This is a genomic window from Prochlorococcus sp. MIT2302 (assembly GCF_059772385.1).
This window is the reverse complement of record NZ_CM186285.1, coordinates 1,091,943-1,114,211: the sequence shown is the minus strand read 5'-3', so window position 1 is coordinate 1,114,211 and position 22,269 is coordinate 1,091,943. Positions and strand designations below refer to the sequence as shown.

Genomic DNA, 22,269 nt, shown 5'->3' with positions numbered 1-22,269 from the left:
TATTGCATTACTTCATTTCAACTAGCCAATTTTTTTAAAATCATTGTGATCAGGATGCTTGAATAGGCAAAATTTTGGATTTAAAGTGCAAGCGAAAACAGCTCAGGCAGAAAAGAAAGCCTTAGCAGAAAAGAAAGCTGCTGCAGAAAAGAAAGCCATAGCAGATAAGAAAGCTGCTGCAGAGAAGAAAGCTGCTGCAGATAAGAAAGCTGCTGCAGAAAAGAAAGCTCAGGCAGAAAAGAAAGCCCTAGCAGATAAGAAAGCTGCTGCAGATAAGAAGGCTGCTGCAGAGAAGAAAGCAGCTGCAGAAAAGAAAGCTGCTGCAGAGAAGAAGGCTGCTGCAGAGAAGAAAGCAGCTGCAGAAAAGAAAGCTCAGGCAGAAAAGAAAGCCCTAGCAGAGAAGAAAGCTGCTGCAGATAAGAAGGCTGCTGCAGAGAAGAAAGCAGCTGCAGATAAGAAGGCTGCTGCAGAGAAGAAGGCTGCTGCAGAGAAGAAAGCAGCTGCAGAAAAGAAAGCTGCTGCAGATAAGAAGGCTGCTGCAGATAAGAAAGCTGCTGCAGAAAAGAAAGCTCAGGCAGAGAAGAAAGCTGCTGCAGATAAGAAGGCTGCTGCAGAGAAGAAAGCAGCTGCAGAGAAGAAAGCTGCTGCAGAGAAGAAGGCTGCTGCAGAGAAGAAAGCTGCTGCAGAAAAGAAAGCTGCTGCAGAGAAGAAAGCTGCTGCAGAGAAGAAGGCTGCTGCAGAGAAGAAAGCTGCTGCAGAGAAGAAAGCTGCTGCAGAAAAGAAAGCAGCTGCAGGTAAGAAAGCTATTTCAGTAAACCAACTTGATCCTCAGAAAAAGCGTGACTCCAGGACTGAACTGTTAACAGTTTCAGTCTCTTTAGATACAGGTAAAATTGTTGGAATAGTTGCTGTAGGTATATTGGCTTCTGCTTTTCTTGTCTCTGCAATGGTATTTATTTCTGGCTAATTCAATTTTCAAAAATCTTATCCAAATTAAGTTTTTGATCATGAGTTTCTGCTATGTTTGCGTTTTTAACTTTTCCCAAAAGACATTAAATTGTGTTTAAAGATCGATTACAAGAAATTCTTGAATTCACTAAAAGTGAATCTCCTTATAACAAAGCAAATAAAGGCTGGGTTAATCAAGATATATTTTTAGAATTTGGTAAATCTTCTAGCGCCTTATCTAAACAAAAAGAGGCAGCAAAAATAACATTATTATGGCCCCCTATTCAAAGATTAATATCTAATTTCTTAATTATAGTAATTGTATCTTCACTAGTTGTTCTGACTACTATAAAGGGGGCTAAACTTAACTTTAATCTAGGATCAATTTCTGTCGCTTTCAAAGATAAACTAGTTCAAATAGATACAAAAAAATCAAATATAATCTCTGAGGACAATCAAATTATTGATATTAATTTCAATTCCAAAAGTGAAGAAGATTTTCCAACAGAAGAAATAAATATATTAACTGAAGATTTATCAGATAAAGAAGATTCATTAAAATCAGAAGATAATATGGCTAAAGATCAAATATCTGAATTTGAGGAACAGCAATTGGAAAAAATAGAAATTAAAAATGACATCTCCATTTCAATTACAAAGAAATCTAAATCTAACTTTTTTTGAGTTTATTTGAAAAAATAAGAAATAAATAAGTTTTTTATAAATTTTTTTCTCTCTTCTACCTTTTTAGTTCAATGGGATGTTTAGATGTTTTAATAAAAAATATTTTTTAGGAGTTTTTAAGGTGACAGACGCTAAGGGTAATCAACTCGCAACAATATCTGTTTATTTGAATACCCCAATAATTGCTGTTCTTTTAGGGGTGGGATTCATTGTGGGTTCTATTTTATTTGCAGGTATCTTACTAATTGCTAGATAGCTAATTTATTTAACTCACTTCCCAAAGCAGGAAGTAGAAATCTATCTTTCACTAAGTTTTCCCCAATAGTAAAAACAGCAACAAGCATAGGATTTTTATTGGGTGCTTCCCACCATGCGACATCGTGGCGAACCTCACTCATTAGACCTGCCTTGCTCCATAGTTTTGAAGCATAAGGAAGACCTTCGCCTAAAAAACCATCTACTTGATTATTTAAATCTTTCTTGCGAATAACTGGATCGAGTGATCGAAGGAAATTTTGTATAAATTTTTCACTTGCTTCTTTTGTAAGCATCTCTTTAGTCATTAATGATTCAAAAATTCTGGCACTTCCGTCTGTTGTCATACTGTTTCGATTCTCATTATTTTCTCCATAAAAGTCTTTTTCTCTTCCAAAAGGACCTTCATTCCAAGTTTTTTGACTACAGTTCCAATTTTGTATTTCAGGCCATCCAAGATCATTGAGCCAGGTGTTGATTAATTGTCTTTGGATTTTCCATCCTTGATAGTTGGATTCATTAAGAGATGGACCACTTGTTGTACCTGTTAAAAGATCTAAAATATAACTTGTGGCGTCATTATTAGAGTTTGCGATCATTTCATGTAATGCTCTTCTAAGCTCTTCTGAGTCAACAATTAAATCTTGTTGAAGCCATACCTGAGTCGCTAATGCATAAACTATCTTTACAACGCTTGCAGGATAAAAATTTCTGTTTGAATTCCACCCTGTTCCATATCCACCATATGTCGATGGACTTTGCTTGTCATAGCGGATGCATGTTAGTGCAATGTTTTCTTGAAGGTTTGGACGACCTTCTTTTTCAAATCTATCGAGGAGACCTTTCAGGCAATATGCCATCTCAGGGTCTTGTCGGTAGAACGCCATAGCGCTCGAGAAGAATTCAATATGACCTTAGAGGTTTTGCTAACTAAAGCTTCATTTGTTTTGGGAAGTTTATGGAAACTCAGAGTAAATATTGATGGATTTAAAAGTCCAAATAGTGATGAATTAGTTACTCAAGCAAGTATTGGTAGGAGTTTTCAATTAATTGATTGTGTTAAATGCAATTATAAAAATAAAGAAATTATCGATAGAGTTAAAGTTCGTCTTTTGGAAGATGACTATATTTGTTGGTTTAGATTCTCTGAATTAATTCTTCAAGCTTCAAAAATAGAATCCTGGGAATTTGAATTTTTCACTGAAGAGAAAATTATTTCTAAGATACCAAGGATTTTGTCTTGGACTAAGGCTGCGAAAAAAAATAATAATGAGTATTTGTGGGGTGGAACTATAGGTCCAAATTTTGATTGCTCTGGTTTGGTTCAATCTGCTTTTGCAAGTTCAGGTATTTGGATACCAAGAGATGCTTATCAGCAGGAAAAATTTTGTAAAAATGTAGGATTGGATATTGAAACTTTAGGTGAAAAATTAATACCTGGTGATTTGCTTTTCTTTGGATCTTCTGAAAAATGTACACATGTGGGATTACATATTGAGAATGGTTTTTATATACACAGTTCTGGGGTAAGTGATGGGCATAATGGAATAGAGATTGACGGTTTATTTAAACCGAACCTTGGAAAAATTGCTTCTTTTTATAGATCTAAATTTAGATCTGCTGGAAGAGTGATGTCTTGTTATCAGAGTGAAAACTCTAAAGAAGATTAATTCACCATTATGAGGAGTTTTGAATGAATTCTAATGTCACCTTATCAATAGTTGTTCCTATCTATAACGAAGAAGAAAGTCTTCCTTTTTTGGTTAATCAGTTATTAGAAGTTTTAGAGCCTATGGAAGAAACTTTTGAATTAGTTTTAGTAAATGATGGTTCCTCAGACGACAGCGCAGAAGTAATTAGAAAACTAAGCTTTGAGATACCAGAATTAGTTGGAGTTCTTCTACGTAAAAACTATGGACAGACTGCAGCTATGGCAGCAGGATTTGATATTTCTTCTGGTGAGATAGTCGTCACACTTGATGGTGATTTGCAAAATGACCCTAAAGATATTCCTTTATTAGTTAATAAGATTAGGGATGGATATGATCTTGTAAGTGGATGGAGATATCGAAGGCAAGATGCTGCTATAAGTAGGAAGCTTCCATCAAAAATTGCTAACCGGTTAATCGGGAAAGTTACTGGTGTTAGACTTAATGATTATGGATGTTCTTTAAAGGCTTATAGGAAAGAAGTACTGACTGATATGAGATTGTATGGAGAATTGCATAGGTTTTTGCCTGTTCTCGCAAATATTGAAGGAGCTAGGATTACGGAAGTCAAAGTAAATCATAGACCTCGTCAATATGGATCTAGTAAGTATGGAATAGATAGAACTTTTAGAGTTTTAATGGACTTGTTGACTGTTTGGTTTATGAATAGATTTTTAACTAGACCTATGTATGTTTTTGGTTTTGGTGGAATTCTTGCAATTATTGGGAGCTTCATAACAAGTTTTTACTTATTAACCATCAAACTTTTAGGAGAAGATATAGGGAATAGACCTTTACTTATTTTTGCTTTGCTTCTTGCAGTGACTGGAGTTCAACTTTTTGGGTTTGGATTGCTTGGAGAACTTCAGATCCGCACTTATCATGAAAGTCAAAATAGACCAATTTATCGCATTCGAGAGACATTTCGAGGAGGACGAGAATCTTGAGAATTTTTATCTATATCAATAGTTTTTCCTTTATAAGATGAAATGCCAGCAGCAGATGCAATAACAACGCTACTGTCAGAATCTTTTAATCCTCTTCTTAAAAATGGCAATGCTTTCTTGTTATCCCATTGACTAGCAATTTGAATGGCTAATAGTCGATCACTTGGGTTGCTAGAGATTAATTTAGTTAATTGTTTTTTTGTTTCTATTGAATTAAGTGAAGTTGGCTGTGAAAAAGGCTTCGTATTTTTGTTATTCAATGTTGTTGATTTTTGATTTTGTAAACTCTTATCGATGATCAACTCGGATGATGCTAACACCGCCTTTGAAAAGGAATCCTTTTGAGATCTGAAAAAAGCTGATGCCTTGGATTGTTTTTTTGAACTCCAAAGGATTAAAGCAATAATTAGAGCTAAACCACCTGCAAAAACTTGATTCATTATGAAGAATTTTTGAGTATTGATTCTATTTTAATAAGATAAAGGGATTAAACTTTTATGTCATCAATGGTATTTACTTCACTTAAGAAGAAAAGAATTCAGTAGAATATAATTGATTTATTTAAAAAAGTAATGACTAGCGAACTTGCTACGAATTTGCTTCCAAGTATTCTTGTTCCTCTTGTAGGAATTATGATTCCTGCAGTATCGATAGTGATGCTTGGACGATATATAACTGCAACTGAATAATTTTTAAATTTTATTTTGTCAACGTTAGCTTACTCCTATGACTGAATCTAAAGAAACACTTATGCAGAAATGGGCTGTCAAAACAGTTCAAGATCCAACGGTTGGTAATCTTCAAACCCCGGTTAACAGTGGTTGGTTTACAAGGATGGTTATTAATAATTTGCCAGTATATAGAGAGGGCTTGTCTCCAAATTTTAGAGGCCTTGAAACAGGAGCAATTTTTGGCTATTTACTATTTGGCCCTTTTTCTATGACTGGACCTCTTCGAAATACTGATTTTGCTTTGACAGCAGGATTGCTCGGTGGAGTTGGAGCTATTCAAATATTAACAGCACTTTTTATCCTTTATAACGCACCCGGTAAGTCCCCTAATGTTCAACCACCGGATGCAACTGTTATGAATCCTCCTGCTGACCTATTTACAAGATCAGGATGGACTGATTTTACAAATGGTTTTTGGTTAGGAGGTACTGGAGGTGTTGTTTTTGCTTGGTTGCTTATTGGTACTTTGCATTTAGATACTGTCCTTCCTCTGATCAAAGAATATCATTTATTAGGAGCCTAAAAATTTTACCTAGAAGAAGTTTTAATAAAAAAGCCCTATTATTAAATAGGGCTTTTTTATTTCTATTATTAAATTAACTTCAATAATAGGAATAAAAACTCAAAGCAAATATATGTTCTTTTAAATTTAGCTTTTTTTTATATGTCTTTTTACGATTAAATCGATACTTTTTGTTTTTTTAATAACTAGCTAAATTTAACCTAGTAATATTAATTCTCAAAAAAAAGAACACTACCTAATAGATAGTGTTCTTTTTTTTTGAAATTGTATAAAGTGTTAGCCAAACTTACCTGAAGTTGAGGCTATAACAAAAGCACCAAAGGTTATAAAGTTTCCAAAAGTGAAATGAGATAGACCAACCAAACGGGCTTGAACAATTGACAATGCAACTGGCTTATCTCTCCATCCGACTAGGTTAGCTATTGGTGTTCTTTGATGAGCCCAAACTAGAGTCTCAATAAGTTCTTGCCAATAACCTCTCCAAGATATGAGGAACATAAATCCAGTAGCCCATATTAGATGACCAAATAAGAACATCCAAGCCCATGGTGATAAAGCATTGACTCCAAAGGGGTTATAGCCATTGATTAACTGAGAGCTATTAAGCCACAGATAATCTCTAAACCAGCCCATTAAATAGGTGCCGGATTCATTGAATTGAGCCGTATTGCCCATCCAAATTGCCAAATGCTTCCAATGCCAATAAAAAGTTATCCAAGCAATTGTATTTAAAGCCCAGAACATTGCTAAATAAGTAGCGTCCCAAGAAGAGCTATCACATGTACCTCCGCGACCAGGTCCATCACAAGGGAAAGCAAATCCCAAATCTTTTTTGTCTGGAATTAATTTAGTTCCTCTTGCATCGAGGGCACCTTTTATAAGAATCAAAGCAGTTGTATGAAGTCCTAGTGCAATAGCATGATGAACAAGGAAATCTGCGGGTCCTATAGGTAGGAAATTCGTTAGCGCATCAGGTCTATTAATCATATCAAGCCAGTAATGGTTTCCTGGCATGGAGCTTGCTGCTATTGAGGCTGAGCTTGCGGAATTAGCTAGTAAAGCATTAAAGCCATACATCATCTTTCCACTTGCAGCTTGAGCGAACTGAGCGAAAACAGGTTCAATTAGAATTTGTTTTTCTGGAGTTCCAAAAGCTACAACTACATCATTGTGAACGTAAATTCCAAGAGTATGAAAGCCAAGAAGCATAGTTACCCAGCTTAAGTGACTAATCAATGCTTCCTTAGTGCTAAGAATTCTTGCTAAAACATTATCTCTATTTAGTACTGGATCGTAATCTCTAACAAAGAAAATTGCTCCATGTGAGAAAGCACCAACCATCAAAAACATCGCTATGTATTGATGATGGGTATATAGGGCTGATTGAGTAGTGTAATCCCTTGCGATAAATGCATATGAAGGTAGTGCACCCATATGCTGAGCAACTAGGCTGCAAGCCACACCTAGAGATGCAAGAGCAAGACCAAGTTGAAAATGAAGTGAGTTATTAACTGTCTCGAAAAGACCGTTATGCTTTATACCGAAATAACCTTTATGTGGATCTTTTGGATGACTTGTATTATGTGCTTCAACAATTTCTTTAAGACTATGACCTATTCCAAAATTGGTTCTGTACATATGACCAGCAATTATAAATACAACACCTATGGCTAAATGATGGTGAGCTATATCAGTTAGCCATAGTGATTCACTTTGAGGATGAAGACCTCCTAAGAAGGTAAATATAGCTGTTCCAGCTCCTTCAGAGGTTCCAAAAACTGCATTAAGAGAATCAGGATTTTGAGCATAAGCTCCCCAATTTCCTGAAAAGAATGGAGTTAACCCTTCCGGATGAGGCATAACAGTTAGCCAATTATCCCAGCCAACATGTATACCCCTTGATTCAGGTATTGCAACATGAATTAAATGACCAGTCCAAGCAATGCTACTGAATCCAAAAAGAACAGATAAATGATGGTTTAATTGAGATTCTGCATTCTTGAACCATGCTAAAGATGGTCTGTACTTTGGTTGAAGATGTAACCATCCTGCAAATAGCAACCAGCAAACAAGAATGTTTATAAATATTGCACCTTGAAAAAGTTGTTCATTAGTTCTCATACCAATTGTGTACCACCAATGATATAAGCCCGAATAAGCAATATTTACAGGAGATGTTGCTCCAGCTTGTGTTAATGCTTCAGTAAGACCTGGACCAAAATGTGGATCCCAAATTGCATGAGCAATTGGCCGAGTATGAAGTGGATCTAGAACCCATTGTTCAAAGTTGCCTTGCCAAGCTATGTGAAAAAGGTTTCCAGCAACCCAAAGACCGATTACTGCTAGATGTCCAAAATGTGTAGAGAAAAGCTTTTGATATAACTGCTCTTCAGTCATACCATCATGACTTTCAAAATCATGAGCAGTAGCTATTCCGTACCAGATTCTTCTGGTTGTGGGGTCTTGAGCAAGACCCTGATTGAAAGATGGAAATTTAGTTGCCATTTTTTAAGAAATCAGAAAGGGTCAGCCGAGACCTATTAAGCGAGCATGGAAGAAGGCCCATGTAGTAGCTATTCCTCCAAGAAGGAAATGAGCTGCTCCAACCGCACGACCTTGAGTAATTGATAAAGCCCTTGGTTGAATAGTGGGGGCTAATTTAAGTTTATTATGAGCCCAGACTATTGACTCAAATAATTCTTGCCAGTAGCCACGACCACTGAATAAGAACATGAGACTAAATGCCCATACAAAATGTGCTCCAAGGAACATCAATCCATACATACTTATAGGTTGACCATAGCTTGTAAGGACTTGAGAAGATTGTGCCCATAGGAAATCTCTTAGCCATCCGTTAATTGTTATGGAGCTTTGAGCGAAATTGCCTCCAGTCAAGCCCCAAACATCACTTTGCATTTTCCATGAGAAATGGAAGATAACAACTGAAAGTCCGTTGTACATCCAAAATAAACCAAGGAAAACATGATCCCAAGCAGATACTTGGCATGTGCCTCCTCTTCCTGGACCATCGCAAGGGAACCTAAAACCAAGATTTGCTTTGTCAGGTATCAGTCTGGAGCTTCTAGCAAATAAGACACCTTTTAGAAGAATTAAAAGTGTTACGTGAATAGTAAATGCATGAATATGGTGAATCATGAAATCTGCAGTCCCTAATGGAATAGGGGCAATTCCAATTTTCCCCCCTACTTGACTTACAGAACCATTGAAAACTTCACTCACTAATCCACTTTGAAGATTTACATTTGCCCCTGCGAGAGTTGTCGATCCAGCAGCTGAATGATGAATATTTTGAATCCATTGAGCAAATACAGGTTGAAGTTGGATTCCTGTATCACTAAACATATCTGCAGGTCTTCCCAGTGCTCTCATTACATCGTTATGAATATATAAACCGAAGCTATGGAAACCTAAGAACATGCAAGCCCAATTAAGATGACTTATTAGTGCATCTCTAGCTTTTAGAACTCTATCGAGAACATTATCAATATGAAGAGCTGGATCATAGTCTCTTACCATTGCAATAGCAGAATGAGCTGCAGCACCAACTATGAATAAGCCTCCAATCCACATATGATGAGTAAAGAGACCTAAAACAGTTGGATAATCAATCGACAAGTAAGGATATGGAGGCATCGCATACATGTGATGAGAAATAATTATGCTCAATGAGCCAATCATTGCAAGGTTTAAGCCAAGCTGAGCATGCCAACTATTAGCTAAAAACTCATAAATGCCCTTGTGACCATTTGGAGCAGGGAAAAGAATTGGATCTCCAGCATGATTATCTAATATCTCTTTGAGGCTATGGCCAATGCCAAACATTGTTCTATAAACATGTCCACCAAATACAGCTAGTACTCCAAAAGCTAAATGATGATGAGAAATATCTGTCATCCATAAGCTACCAGTAACTGGATTTAAACCACCTTTGAAAGTTAAAAAATCACTGAACGCCCACCAATTAGTAGTAAAGAAATTTTCAACTGTTCTTCCAGCTAGACCAGGGAATATTTGACTAGCAATAGCAGGGTTGCAAAGCTCGTGGGGCAGAGGCATATCAGCAATTGAAGCAATAGGAATGCCATCGATAATCAGGGGCTTCCCGGCATCAATTGCATCCATGATCGCTGCAGTTGGTGCACCAATGTGAATGCAATGTCCAGCCCAAGCAATTGAACCTAAACCAACAAGACCAGCTATGTGGTGATTGAGCATTGATTCAAGATTTCTGAACCAATCGAGCTTAGGAGCAGCTTTGTGGTAGTGATATATGCCCCCGTGAAGCATAATGGCAGCCATTAGCAAAGCACCAATAGCTAGAGCCATTAACTCTGTTTCGTTAGTAATACCCCAGCCTCTCCACATCTGAAAGATTCCTGATGTGATCTGTATTCCGTGATAATTACCACCCAAATCAGCATTAAGCATTTCTTGACCAACTATTGGCCAAACAACCTGCGCTCCAGGCTTTACATGAGTTGGGTCGGCTAGCCAGCCTGAATAATTGGAAAAGCGAGCTCCATGGAAAAAAGCAGCACTCATCCAAATAAAGATGACTGCTAAATGTCCAAAGTGAGCTGAAAAGACCTTTCTACTAGTCTCTTGTAGATCTCCAACGTGGGTATCAAAATCATGCGCATCAGCATGAAGATTCCATATCCAAGTGGTAGTTTTTGGACCCTTGGCAAGGGTTTTAGACCAAAAACCAGGCTTATCAAGCTTGGAAAAATCTACAGGGATTGCATCAGTTTCGATAGGTTTATCGAGAACTGGTTCTTTTTTTTGTTCTCTTTCTGGGGGGCTTATGGTCATCGAGTGATTCCTTTAGGAATGTGATCGAGGTGGGTGGGTAATCTTTTCAGATTAGTTGTTAAATCTAGAAGGAAAAACTAATGAAAAAAAGCTAGTTCCGTGGATAGATTTAGGAATTCAAGACCTACCTTGAAAGGTAATTGAATTTGTGATCTTTAGTTATGTCACAATCATAAAACAGAGATTCAGTTACTACGGTCACGTGTAACAAATGTTCTACACTTTTATTTTTGTGTCAATTCGAAACTTTGCTCAACCTCAATTTTTTAAGAGGTGAGATAAAGAATCAATCAAATTTCAAATAGTAGTTTTGGTGATAGATATCTTAAATTAAGATTCGTCCAAATAGCTATTTATCCTAGTTATCGTAACGTTTTTCGCTTACTAGGCTCTCTTTAAGTGCTTATTCATAGGCAAATATACTCTTGTTTGATGCATTTTGAAAATTGTTTTTTTAATCATTAGCGAATCTTTTTTATGGCATTTTATTGAAATGCATCAAAATAAAGCTGTTTCTTATTTTCGTTCTGGAAAAACCTTTAGTTAATACTCCAAAAAGAATTGCATTTGGATTTTCTTTGAGTTCTTTGCCTTTGCTCGAAAGATTAAAGGCATCTAATCATGTTGATCACATTTTCATGTCGGATAGATCAGATTTTTTATTCGAAGAAAAAGCTTCAGGTTTGATTCAATCAATGCCTAAAGCTTTTTTAAAAGATCACTGGCACAAAAACAATAAATTAATTTTTATAGGTTCAATCGGAGCAGTAGTTAGGCTCATTTCTCCTTTCGTCAGTTCTAAGGAAAATGATCCAGCGATACTGGTTATGGATTCAAAAGCTAAAAAAATTATTCCTTTATTGGGAGGCCATAAACAAGGTGGAGATATGTTTGCAAATGAATTATCAGCAGCTTTAGAAGCAGAACCGATTTTTACCTCAGATTCATTTATTGAAAGAAAAATATCACTGGATTGTTTTGGCAAAGGTTGGGGTTGGGAAAGAGGAGGAGATAATGTTGATTGGCGAAATTTAATGATTAAACAAGCTAGAGGGCGAAAAAATGTTGTTTTTCAATCTAAAGGCTCGAAACTATGGCACAAGTTGAAAGCTTGCTCAAATTTTTCTTTTTTAGAAAAAAATGATCAGATATCTTCTAAAAATGTCGACTTATATATAGGTCAAGAGAAAAAAAGCATATGTTCATGGCATCCATCATCAATAATTATCGGAATTGGTTGCGAGAGAAATACTGATGAAAAATTGATTAAAAGAGCAATTAATGAGTCTTTTGCTGAAAAAGGTTTGTCACTTCTTTCAATCGCTTGTATTGCAACGATTGATAAAAAAAATGATGAAATTGGATTATTGAATTTATCAAAAAAAAATGAATGGCCAATTTATTTTTTTAGTGCTCTTGAACTTTCAAAAGTAAAGGTCCCTACTCCCTCAAATGTGGTTTTAAAAGAAATGGGAACCCCCTCAGTAGCTGAGGCGGCAGCAATTTCCCAGGGAGCAGAGAGTGGAAGGTTAATACAAGAAAAACAAATCCATTACGCCAAAGAGGATGAATTTGGTGCTGTAACTATTGCATTGGTAGAGCTTGATAAACCTTTTGCTCCCCATAAAGGTGAATTGCATTTAATTGGTAGTGGGCCTGGAAAATTAGAAATGCTTACTTCTGACTCACGCCAAGTTTTGACTAGATGTGCTGTTTGGATTGGTTATGGCCCTTACTTAAATTATTTGGAAGCTATACGAGGTCATGATCAGGTTCGGATCGATTCAGAATTAACTTTTGAAAAAGATCGTTGTCATCATGCTCTTGATCTTGCGAAACAGGGAGTAAAGGTTGCTTTGGTTTCTTCTGGAGACAGTGGAATTTATGGAATGGCAGGATTGGCGCTTGAACTTTGGCTAAATGAAAGGGTTGATTCAAGACCTTTATTTCAAGTTCATCCAGGTATTAGTTCTTTCCAAATGGCTGCTGCAAAACTAGGAGCTCCTTTTATGCACGATTTTTGCTCCATCTCATTAAGTGATCTTTTGACTCCTTGGAATCAAATTGAGAAGAGAATCAAAAGTGCAGCTATTGGTGACTTTGTTCTTGCAATATTCAACCCAAAATCAATCAAACGTTATTGGCAGCTGAAAAAGACAGTTGATTTATTACTTGAATTTCGCAAACCAAGCACACCTGTTGCTATTGCTAGGCAGCTTGGGAGGCCAGAGGAAAGTATAGAACTACATACTCTCGAAACTTTGCCATTTGATCAGGTCGATATGCTTACGATTCTGGTTATTGGTAATAGTCAGAGTGTTATCAAAAACAATAAATTTTTAACACCCAGAGGCTATTCCCTTGATTAAATTTTTATATTCTTTTAAACCAAAAAGTCAAATACTTTGTTTTTAGCTTGTTTTTTGTAATTAACTTGAGAAGAAGTTAAAAAATCAAGTCAATCTGGAAATTCTTTCTAAAGTTAGTTTGTTATAAAAAGAGCTTTGCTTAAACCAGACTGGTTACGTGTTAAGGCACCACAGCAAGAGAGGATTGGCAATGTTGCTGATCTATTAGTTGATTTAAAACTCAATACAGTTTGTCAGGAAGCAAGTTGTCCAAACATCGGAGAATGTTTTGCAGGGGGTACTGCTACTTTTTTAATCATGGGCCCTGCTTGCACTCGGAAATGCCCTTATTGTGATATCTCATTTGATAACTCCAAAAGGCTTTTAGATCCATCAGAACCTGATCGTTTAGGTGAAGCTGTTTACAGGATGGGCTTGACTCATGTCGTTATAACTTCCGTCAATCGAGATGACTTGGAAGATGGTGGAGCCAGTCAATTTTTGAAATGTATTAAGGCTGTTCAAAGCAGATCCCCATTTACTTCTATTGAAGTTTTAATTCCAGATCTTTGCGGTAATTGGGATGCTTTAAAAGTTATTTTGGATGCCGCTCCAAATGTACTAAATCACAATATCGAGACTGTTCCAAGGCTATATCCAAGAGTCAGACCTCAAGGGATATATGAAAGGTCTTTGGAATTATTAAAAAGAGTTCGTGAAGGTTGGCCAAGAGTGTATACGAAATCTGGCTTAATGGCTGGATTAGGGGAAACAGATGAAGAGATTTTGAGTGTTCTTTCTGATCTGCATATAAATAAAGTTGATATCGTAACTATTGGTCAATATTTATCACCAGGCCCAAAACATTTACCTGTTAATAGATTTGTATCTCCTTCTCAATTTGATAGTTACCGTATTGAGGGAGAAAATAAATTAGGATTTTTGCAGGTAATAAGTTCACCATTAACTAGAAGTAGTTATCACGCGGGAGAAGTTAAAAAATTAATGATGTCTCATCCAAGATGATTTGAAAACTTTGGTTGACTTTTATCAATTGATATCCATTCTTGAAGATCCCAGGTAACTAAATTATTTTTAATCATGGGATCATTTTCTATGATCTTTTTTGCTGTTAAATAATCCTTTGCTTCAAGGATTAATAAACCCCCACCACCTGGCATCTTTTTTTCATTTATTAAATATCCGCTGCGGATGAAATGGCCGAATTGACTCATCTTTTTCACCCATTCTTCATGCATTAATAAGAAGTTTTTTCTTTCACTATTTGATAATTCTAAAGTTTCCTTTTTAAATTTTTCTGTCTTAATAAATATAGGCATTCTCTCTGTCTACAATGTCGCTTTCTCCAGTGCTTCCTGAATACCTAATTTATTTTTTTCGCTTGGAGGAACTACTATCTTAAATAACTTTTTCCACGAAGACCAATCTGAGAGAATTGTGTTTGCTACGGGACTTTTAGTTTTCTGAAGATGCTCAATAATTAGGTCCTTTAAAAATTGCTCTTGGTTCGTTGAAGTTAGATTATAGACCTCAACAATTTCATTATTTACTCTTAAGTCAAGTTCACTTTTTTGGTCAAGAATAAATGCTATTCCTCCAGTCATCCCTGCTCCAATATTTCTTCCGGTTTTTCCTAGAACAACAACCACTCCCCCAGTCATATATTCGCAACAATGGTCCCCCGCTCCTTCGATAACAGCATGAGCACCACTATTGCGAACACCAAAACGTTCCCCTGCTATTCCAAGGGCGAATAATTTTCCACCCGTTGCTCCATACAAACATGTATTTCCAAGTATTACCTGTGCGTTAGATTCGTGATTGATGATTTCAGGAACAACTGTAATGGAGCCTCCGTTAATGCCTTTGCCTACATAATCATTGGCTTCTCCTACTAAAGAAATATTCATTCCTTTTAAGATAAAGGCTCCAAAACTTTGCCCCGCTGAACCTTTAAACATCAAATTTAAATTCCCTTTAAAACCTTTATTTCCATATTCTTTAGCTATTACACCAGAGATACGTGCACAAACACTTCTGTCGGTGTTAACTATTGAGATTTCTTTAGTAATGCTTTCCTGAGTCTTAATTGCATTGGAAATTTCTTCATCTTTGAGAAGAGCATTCTCAAGAACTTCTCCATTGGTATGAGCATCTATTTCGTGGCTCAACCATGAACGATCTTTTGAGTTCTCTAAAGGTTTGAGAAGGCTAGAAAGGTCGACCTCTTTTGTTTTTGTTAGTTCTAGGTTCCTTGGAATTAATAAATCTGTTCTTCCAATAAGATCCTCGACTTTTGCTACACCAACTTGACTCATTAATTGCCTCACTTCCTCCGCTACGAAGATAAAGAAGTTCACCACATGTTCTGGTAAACCTGGGAATCTTTTTCTTAAGCCTTCTTGTTGAGTTGCAACACCGACTGGACATTTATTTGTATGGCAAATCCTCGCCATGATGCAACCTTCAGCGATCATTGCGATTGTTCCAAAACCATATTCTTCTGCTCCAAGTAGAGCCGCAATAAGGACATCCCAACCTGTTTTTAAACCTCCATCTGCTCTTAACAAAACCCTTTTGCGCAGACCATTTTCTAATAAAGATCTATGAACTTCAGTTAATCCAAGCTCCCATGGCAAACCAGCGTGTTTAATTGAACTCAGTGGCGAGGCACCCGTTCCCCCATCATGTCCTGAAATCTGGATTACATCAGCATTTGCTTTGGCTACTCCCCCTGCAATTGTGCCAATGCCTATTTCAGCAACTAATTTCACACTCACTTTTGCAGTTGGATTTATTTGATGAAGGTCGTGAATAAGTTGGGCTAGGTCTTCTATGGAGTAAATATCATGATGAGGAGGAGGCGAAATAAGAGCTACACCTGGCTTGCTATTGCGAAGCTTGGCTATGTATTCATCAACCTTTGGTCCTGGTAATTGTCCTCCTTCTCCAGGTTTTGCTCCTTGGGCTACTTTGATTTCTAATTGCTTTCCGCTAGTTAAATATTCAGGGGTTACACCAAAACGGCCAGATGCAATTTGTTTAATTGCAGAACAAGCGGTATCTCCATTTAAAAGTCCTTTGATATTGGGTAAGGTCTTTGACTGATTATTTTCATCAACATCTTCAAGGATATTGAATCTAGCGGGATCTTCTCCTCCTTCACCACTATTACTTTTGCCTCCAATTCTATTCATTGCTATTGCAAGAACTTCATGCGCCTCTCTTGATAGTGCGCCAAGACTCATGCCACCGGTGCAAAATCTTTGACAAATATTCTCAACACTCTCTATTTGATCGAGAGGTAAAGGCTGTGCTGCTTTTTTAAGAGTAAGTAGATCTCTTAGGGTTGTAGCTGGACGACTTTCTAATAGTTGTTGATAAGTTTTGAAGTGGTCATATCCTGGCCCAGCTTTGACTGCAGCATGAAGAATTTTTGACATTTCTGGATTGTTCAAATGAAATTCTCCACTATTTCGATATTGAACAAATCCATTAAAGTCAAGTTTTTTTTGCTCTAGCTCTGGGAACGCTTTTTTATGAAAAGAAATTGTCTCGATTGATAATTCTCTAAGAGTGAGTCCAGCTATACGACTTGTTGTTCCTTTGAAAGCTAAATCAATTAAATCTGCACCAATACCGATGGCTTCAAAAATTTGTGCTCCATGATAACTTGCTAAAACAGAGATTCCTATTTTTGAAAGTATTTTTCTTAATCCATCCTCCATTGCTTTCTTAACATTTTCTTGAGCAATCTCTATGGATAAATTAGACAATTTCCCATCGGAAATTAGTTTTTGAGTTTTAGGTAAATGCCACCAATGGCGAGTGGTTTCCCATGTTAACCATGGACAAATTGCACTTGCTCCAAATCCAATTAGACAGGCTATGTGGTGGGTACTCCAGCATTGAGCTGTATCTATAATTATTGAAGTTTTTAGCCTCAGTCCCTTGCTAAGTAAGTGATGATGAACTGTCGCAACAGCTAGAAGAGGAGGAATGTATGATTTTTCTCGATTAATATTTCTATCTGAAAGGATTAGTATTTCTCCGCCATTAATTACACAATTTTCTGCTTCTTTGCATAGATTTTTAATACCTATATCTAGGCTTATTTCAGAATCATCTATAGGAATTAATGTAGATATTTTATTGCAATTAAGACCAGATTTCGTTATTGAAATTAATTCTTTCTCATTAATAATTGGTGATTTAATATGAACTAGTCTTGCAGATTTTGCTTTTGGTGATAATGGAGCTTTCCTAACACCAAGGTGCATTTCTAAGCTCGTAACAAGTTTTTCTCTAAGAGGGTCAATTGGAGGATTAGTTACTTGTGCAAACCTTTGTTTGAAATAGTCATAAAGAATATGTGATTTCTTGGAAAGTATGGCTAGTGGAATATCATCTCCCATGCAATAAGTTGGTTCTTTGGCACTTGCAGCCATGCTATTGATTATGTAATCAAAATCTTCTGCACTAAATCCAAATGCAATTTGTTGCTGCAGTAACTCTTGCTTATCAAATTGATTATTTACTTCCCAATTTTGGTTGTTGAGATTAATACGATTTGCTTTTAACCAATCTAAGTATGGATATCTGTTTGCTGATTCTTCTTTGACATCCCAATTTCGTAAAATCCTCTTTTTTTCTAAGTCTACTGAAAGCATTTGACCGGGTCCTAGCCGACCTTTTTCTTGAATTTGATTCTCATCTAATTCAACAACACCTGTTTCAGATCCCATAACAACATATCCATTTTTAGTGATGCAATAACGAGCTGGTCTTAGACCATTTCTGTCAAGTGTTGCTCCTATGTTTATTCCGTCAGTAAAAACTATTAACGCTGGCCCATCCCATGGCTCTTGAGTCCCTGCAGCGTATTCATAAAAAGCAGTGATTTCAGGTTTGTTTGATAATTCAGGTTGGTCTCTAAAAGCCTCAGGTATGAGTGTTAATAAGCTATCAGTTATTGGTCGGCCGCTTCGAACCAATAGCTCAAGAGTTAAATCAAGATTGGCTGAATCACTAAATAAATTGTTAACAATGGGTTTTAGATCACTTGCATTGTCTTCCCATACTGAACTTATATCAGTTTCTGCTGCCTTAGCCCAATTTATATTTCCTAGCAGTGTATTTATTTCTCCGTTATGACCTAAAAGTCTCATGGGTTGAGCTAATGGCCACTTTGGTAGAGTATTCGTACTAAATCTTCTGTGGTAAACCGCATATGAAACTTTAAATCTGTCGTCCTGTAGATCTTTATAAAAAGGAGCAAGTATTTCAGATCTGACCATTCCCTTATATACAATTGTTTTATTACTTAAAGAGCATATATAAAGACCTAGTTTATCTTCTTTTAATTCTATATTTGCCCGATTTGAAATCCTTTGCTTGAGCCTGAAAAGCAAAGCCTCAAGATTAATTTCTTTATTCTGAATATCAACTATCCATTGTGTAATAAAGGGTTCATTTTCTCTTGCAAGTTTTCCTAAAACTTCATCATCAACAGGAACATCTCTCCATCCTTTAGAGGTTAAGCCTAAATATTCAGCTTCTTGTTCACATATATTTTTTGATATTTCCCTATTCTTTTCATCTTTAGGCATAAAAATCATTCCTATGCCTGATGATTTAGGCTCACATTCTTTAGCGGTTTGCCAAACTTGCTTTAGATATGACCATGGTATTTCGCATAAAATTCCAGCGCCATCACCTGAATCGCTATCTCCTCCACATCCGCCTCTATGCTCCATGCAACTCAGACCACGTAAAGCCTGAGACAAAACCCAATTGTTTTGCTTGCCTTCGACGCTTGCTATGAATCCAACTCCACAAGAATCTTTTTCCCCAGAAAATGCATCTGGATAGGTGCTATCGCAATAAGGCCAATTTGATCTTGAGGGTCGTTGATGCATGTTTTTTAACTTACTATTTTTTCTTTTCTTACAAAAGTGCTATCGGTAAGCTTTGAAATGAATGATTAGATTGATTTGATAGTTACTAGAGTTACATCTTAAACATTTTTGTCGACCATCAAGTTTTTTCTTCAATACTTTCTTTAAAAATTCGTCCCTTATGCTTGAACCTGAATAAAAATAAAATATTAATTAAAAGAAAATCCTAATTTGGGTGCTTGACCGAGTAATCTGGGGAATTGTTGAATCTGGTCGAACCCAGACCAAATATAAGATTAATGCCAACCATTCAACAGTTGATAAGAACAGAGCGAAAGACTCTTAAAACAAAGACAAAATCTCCTGCTTTGCGAGGTTGCCCAGAAAGGAGAGGCGTTTGTACCAGGGTTTACACCTCAACTCCCAAAAAACCTAACTCTGCTCTAAGAAAAGTTGCTCGTGTCAGATTAACCTCAGGTTTTGAAGTTACTGCTTATATCGGTGGTATCGGTCATAACCTTCAAGAGCACTCTGTAGTTTTGCTGAGGGGCGGAAGAGTTAAGGACCTACCAGGTGTGAGATATCACATAGTCAGAGGAACTCTTGATACCGCTGGGGTTAAAGACCGTAGACAGTCAAGATCAAAATATGGAGCTAAATCTCCTAAGGAATAAAACTTATTTTTGATCCATTGAATTTCCCACTTATACAAATTTAATTTCATGTCAAGAAGAAACGCAGCAGAAAAAAGACCTGTTCTCCCTGATCCTCAGTTCAATAATCGTTTGGCAAGTATGATGGTCCATCGATTGATGAAGCACGGTAAGAAATCTACAGCACAAAGAATTCTCTCTGATGCTTTTGGCTTGATTAACGAACGAACTGGTTCGGATCCCATTGAATTATTTGAAACAGCAGTGAAAAATGTTACCCCTCTTGTTGAAGTAAGAGCGAGAAGAGTAGGCGGAGCTACATATCAGGTTCCCATGGAGGTCCGTCAAGAAAGAGGGACTGCGATGGCGCTCAGATGGTTGGTAAATTTCTCAAGATCAAGAAATGGTAGAAGCATGGCTCAAAAACTTGCCGGGGAGCTCATGGACGCAGCTAATGAGGCTGGGAACGCAGTGAGAAAGAGGGAAGAGACGCATAAAATGGCTGAAGCAAATAAAGCTTTTGCACATTACCGCTACTGAATTTTTTCAAATTTTCTATTTAATTTCAAAAAATATTTCTTTTTTTGCATGCTGAGTTGTAGAGTCCATCTTCATTTTAAAGCCCTTTAGTTGGAGAATTTTCTGTGGCACGAGCCTTTCCTTTGGAACGAGTAAGAAATATCGGGATTGCTGCACATATTGATGCTGGTAAAACCACCTGTACTGAGAGAATTCTCTTCTACTCGGGTGTTGTACACAAAATGGGCGAAGTCCATGATGGCGCCGCAGTTACCGATTGGATGGCCCAAGAGAGAGAAAGAGGCATAACAATTACTGCAGCAGCAATTTCAACTACTTGGGATGATCACCGTATCAATATCATTGATACGCCTGGACACGTTGACTTCACAATCGAAGTCGAACGTTCGATGAGAGTACTTGATGGAGTTATTGCTGTTTTTTGTGCTGTGGGTGGCGTTCAGCCCCAATCCGAGACGGTTTGGCGACAAGCCGATAGATATTCCGTCCCAAGGATGGTTTTTGTGAATAAAATGGATAGAACTGGCGCTGATTTCTTAAAGGTCCATGGACAAATTAAAGATAGATTGAAAGCTAATGCAGTGCCAATTCAATTACCTATAGGAGCCGAGAATGATCTGAAAGGTATCATTGATCTTGTAGCTAATAAAGCATACATATACAAAGATGATTTAGGCAAAGATATTGAAGAGACTGAGGTTCCCTCCGACATGATTGATTTGGTTTCTGATTGGCGCTCTAAATTAATGGAGTCGATAGCTGAAACTGATGAGGAATTGCTGGACGCTTTTCTAGAAAATGGTGAGTTAACTGTTGATCAATTGAAGTCTGGAATTAGGGAAGGTGTTCTTAAACATGGCTTAGTTCCAATGTTATGTGGTTCAGCTTTTAAAAATAAAGGTGTTCAATTGCTTCTTGATGCTGTTGTTAATTATCTTCCCGCACCCGTTGATGTACCTCCGATTCAAGGTCTACTTCCTAATGGGAAAGAAGCTGTAAGGCCTTCAGACGATGGTGCTCCATTCAGTGCGCTTGCATTCAAAGTAATGGCAGACCCATATGGGAAATTGACTTTTGTTCGAATGTATTCTGGCGTCCTTGAAAAAGGAAGTTATGTTCTCAACTCAACTAAGGATGCAAAAGAGAGAATATCAAGATTAATTATCTTGAAAGCTGATGACCGTGAAGAGGTTGATGAGCTAAGGGCGGGGGATCTAGGAGCTGTATTAGGGCTGAAGAATACAACTACTGGCGATACTTTATGCGCCTCTGATGAAGCAATTGTATTAGAAACGCTCTTCATTCCCGAACCTGTTATTTCGGTTGCTGTTGAACCCAAGACCAAAGGAGATATGGAAAAACTTGGGAAAGCTTTAACCGCACTTTCAGAGGAAGATCCTACTTTCAGAGTAAGCACCGATCAAGAAACAAATCAAACGGTCATTGCTGGAATGGGTGAACTCCATCTTGAGATTCTTGTTGATCGTATGTTGAGAGAATTCAAGGTTGAGGCGAACATTGGAGCACCTCAAGTTTCTTACAGGGAGACTATTCGAGCTAGTTCATCTGGAGAAGGAAAGTTTGCAAGGCAAACAGGCGGTAAAGGTCAATACGGACATGTCGTTATCGAAGTTGAGCCAGCTGAACCAGGGACTGGTTTTGAATTTGTCAATAAAATTGTTGGTGGAGCAGTTCCAAAAGAATACATAAAACCTGCGGAATCAGGAATGAAGGAAACATGTGAATCTGGAGTAATTGCAGGCTATCCTCTTATTGACGTAAAAGTCACATTGGTTGATGGCTCTTATCATGATGTTGATTCATCAGAAATGGCCTTCAAAATTGCTGGCTCAATGGCTTTCAAAGATGGAATCAAGAAGTGCAATCCTGTCCTTCTTGAGCCTATGATGAAAGTTGAGGTAGAAGTCCCTGAGGACTTCCTAGGCTCTATAATTGGAGATCTGTCCTCTAGACGAGGTCAGGTCGAAGGTCAATCCATCGATGATGGACAATCCAAAGTCCAAGCAAAAGTGCCATTAGCCGAAATGTTTGGCTATGCCACTCAACTCCGATCAATGACTCAAGGTCGGGGTATTTTCTCAATGGAGTTCAGCACTTACGAGGAAGTCCCTCGTAATGTTGCTGAAGCAATTATCTCCAAGAATCAGGGCAATTCCTGA

At 37.3% G+C, this 22,269-nt stretch carries 18 protein-coding genes; 12 read left to right on the top strand and 6 right to left on the bottom strand.

Annotated elements, in window-relative coordinates:
* Positions 1 to 85 precede the first annotated feature (85 nt).
* The 3 genes from AC6EI2_RS06500 to AC6EI2_RS06490 all read left to right on the top strand — a co-directional run bounded on the left by AC6EI2_RS06500 (position 86) and on the right by AC6EI2_RS06490 (position 1,888).
* Positions 86 to 967 carry a hypothetical protein gene (locus tag AC6EI2_RS06500; protein WP_498461548.1) on the top strand — a complete coding sequence of 294 codons (882 nt, stop codon included), beginning with the start codon at positions 86 to 88 and terminating at the stop codon, positions 965 to 967.
* Positions 968 to 1,059: 92 nt separating this feature from the next.
* Positions 1,060 to 1,632 (top strand): hypothetical protein, encoded by a 573-nt coding sequence (locus tag AC6EI2_RS06495; RefSeq protein WP_498461547.1) that lies wholly within the window; start codon positions 1,060 to 1,062, stop codon positions 1,630 to 1,632.
* A gap of 121 nt (positions 1,633 to 1,753) precedes the next feature.
* Entirely contained in the window at positions 1,754 to 1,888 is a 135-nt protein-coding gene (locus AC6EI2_RS06490) for a hypothetical protein (protein ID WP_498461546.1), read from the top strand.
* Here AC6EI2_RS06490 and AC6EI2_RS06485 read toward each other — a convergent pair.
* Positions 1,881 to 2,774, bottom strand: a complete 894-nt coding sequence (locus AC6EI2_RS06485) for a serine hydrolase (RefSeq protein ID WP_498461545.1) — start codon at positions 2,772 to 2,774, stop codon at positions 1,881 to 1,883. The genes AC6EI2_RS06490 and AC6EI2_RS06485 overlap by 8 nt on opposite strands.
* Between AC6EI2_RS06485 and AC6EI2_RS06480 the strand changes: the two genes are divergently transcribed.
* A complete protein-coding gene (locus AC6EI2_RS06480; protein ID WP_498461544.1) occupies positions 2,757 to 3,557 on the top strand; it encodes a C40 family peptidase in 801 nt (266 codons plus the stop codon). The genes AC6EI2_RS06485 and AC6EI2_RS06480 overlap by 18 nt on opposite strands.
* A gap of 23 nt (positions 3,558 to 3,580) precedes the next feature.
* Positions 3,581 to 4,543 carry a glycosyltransferase family 2 protein gene (locus AC6EI2_RS06475; protein ID WP_498461543.1) on the top strand — a complete coding sequence of 321 codons (963 nt, stop codon included), beginning with the start codon at positions 3,581 to 3,583 and terminating at the stop codon, positions 4,541 to 4,543.
* On the opposite strand, the gene AC6EI2_RS06470 is transcribed toward AC6EI2_RS06475, so the two are convergent.
* On the bottom strand, positions 4,501 to 4,983 hold the full coding sequence (locus tag AC6EI2_RS06470) for a HEAT repeat domain-containing protein (protein WP_498461542.1): 483 nt from the start codon (positions 4,981 to 4,983) through the stop codon (positions 4,501 to 4,503). The genes AC6EI2_RS06475 and AC6EI2_RS06470 overlap by 43 nt on opposite strands.
* A gap of 132 nt (positions 4,984 to 5,115) precedes the next feature.
* Here AC6EI2_RS06470 and AC6EI2_RS06465 point away from each other — a divergent pair, with 132 nt between their 5' ends.
* Both AC6EI2_RS06465 and AC6EI2_RS06460 read left to right on the top strand, forming a co-directional pair.
* On the top strand, positions 5,116 to 5,232 hold the full coding sequence (locus tag AC6EI2_RS06465) for a photosystem I reaction center subunit VIII (protein WP_498461541.1): 117 nt from the start codon (positions 5,116 to 5,118) through the stop codon (positions 5,230 to 5,232).
* Positions 5,233 to 5,269: 37 nt separating this feature from the next.
* Positions 5,270 to 5,797, top strand: a complete 528-nt coding sequence (locus AC6EI2_RS06460) for a photosystem I reaction center protein subunit XI (RefSeq protein ID WP_498461540.1) — start codon at positions 5,270 to 5,272, stop codon at positions 5,795 to 5,797.
* A gap of 276 nt (positions 5,798 to 6,073) precedes the next feature.
* Here the strand turns inward: AC6EI2_RS06460 and psaB are convergent, their stop codons facing one another.
* On the bottom strand, positions 6,074 to 8,302 hold the full coding sequence (psaB, locus tag AC6EI2_RS06455; protein WP_498461539.1) for a photosystem I core protein PsaB: 2,229 nt from the start codon (positions 8,300 to 8,302) through the stop codon (positions 6,074 to 6,076).
* A 21-nt stretch (positions 8,303 to 8,323) separates the two neighbouring features.
* Positions 8,324 to 10,630 (bottom strand): photosystem I core protein PsaA, encoded by a 2,307-nt coding sequence (gene psaA, locus AC6EI2_RS06450; RefSeq protein WP_498461538.1) that lies wholly within the window; start codon positions 10,628 to 10,630, stop codon positions 8,324 to 8,326.
* Between the two features lie 638 nt (positions 10,631 to 11,268).
* On the opposite strand from psaA, the gene cobJ reads away from it, so the two are divergent.
* Entirely contained in the window at positions 11,269 to 12,999 is a 1,731-nt protein-coding gene (gene cobJ / locus AC6EI2_RS06445) for a precorrin-3B C(17)-methyltransferase (RefSeq protein ID WP_498461537.1), read from the top strand.
* 135 nt (positions 13,000 to 13,134) lie between these two features.
* Positions 13,135 to 14,004 carry a lipoyl synthase gene (lipA, locus tag AC6EI2_RS06440; RefSeq protein WP_498461536.1) on the top strand — a complete coding sequence of 290 codons (870 nt, stop codon included), beginning with the start codon at positions 13,135 to 13,137 and terminating at the stop codon, positions 14,002 to 14,004.
* On the opposite strand, the gene AC6EI2_RS06435 is transcribed toward lipA, so the two are convergent.
* Both AC6EI2_RS06435 and gltB read right to left on the bottom strand, forming a co-directional pair.
* Positions 13,992 to 14,318 (bottom strand): YciI family protein, encoded by a 327-nt coding sequence (locus AC6EI2_RS06435; protein ID WP_498461535.1) that lies wholly within the window; start codon positions 14,316 to 14,318, stop codon positions 13,992 to 13,994. The genes lipA and AC6EI2_RS06435 overlap by 13 nt on opposite strands.
* A gap of 9 nt (positions 14,319 to 14,327) precedes the next feature.
* Positions 14,328 to 18,917, bottom strand: coding sequence for a glutamate synthase large subunit (gene gltB / locus AC6EI2_RS06430; RefSeq protein WP_498461534.1), 4,590 nt, complete (start codon positions 18,915 to 18,917; stop codon positions 14,328 to 14,330).
* Between the two features lie 278 nt (positions 18,918 to 19,195).
* On the opposite strand from gltB, the gene rpsL reads away from it, so the two are divergent.
* From rpsL to fusA, 3 genes are all read left to right on the top strand, one after another.
* Positions 19,196 to 19,570: a 30S ribosomal protein S12 gene (rpsL, locus tag AC6EI2_RS06425; protein ID WP_011824478.1), complete on the top strand. Its 375-nt coding sequence runs from the start codon at positions 19,196 to 19,198 to the stop codon at positions 19,568 to 19,570.
* A 48-nt stretch (positions 19,571 to 19,618) separates the two neighbouring features.
* Positions 19,619 to 20,089 carry a 30S ribosomal protein S7 gene (rpsG, locus tag AC6EI2_RS06420; RefSeq protein ID WP_498461533.1) on the top strand — a complete coding sequence of 157 codons (471 nt, stop codon included), beginning with the start codon at positions 19,619 to 19,621 and terminating at the stop codon, positions 20,087 to 20,089.
* 104 nt (positions 20,090 to 20,193) lie between these two features.
* Positions 20,194 to 22,269 carry an elongation factor G gene (gene fusA / locus AC6EI2_RS06415; RefSeq protein ID WP_498461532.1) on the top strand — a complete coding sequence of 692 codons (2,076 nt, stop codon included), beginning with the start codon at positions 20,194 to 20,196 and terminating at the stop codon, positions 22,267 to 22,269.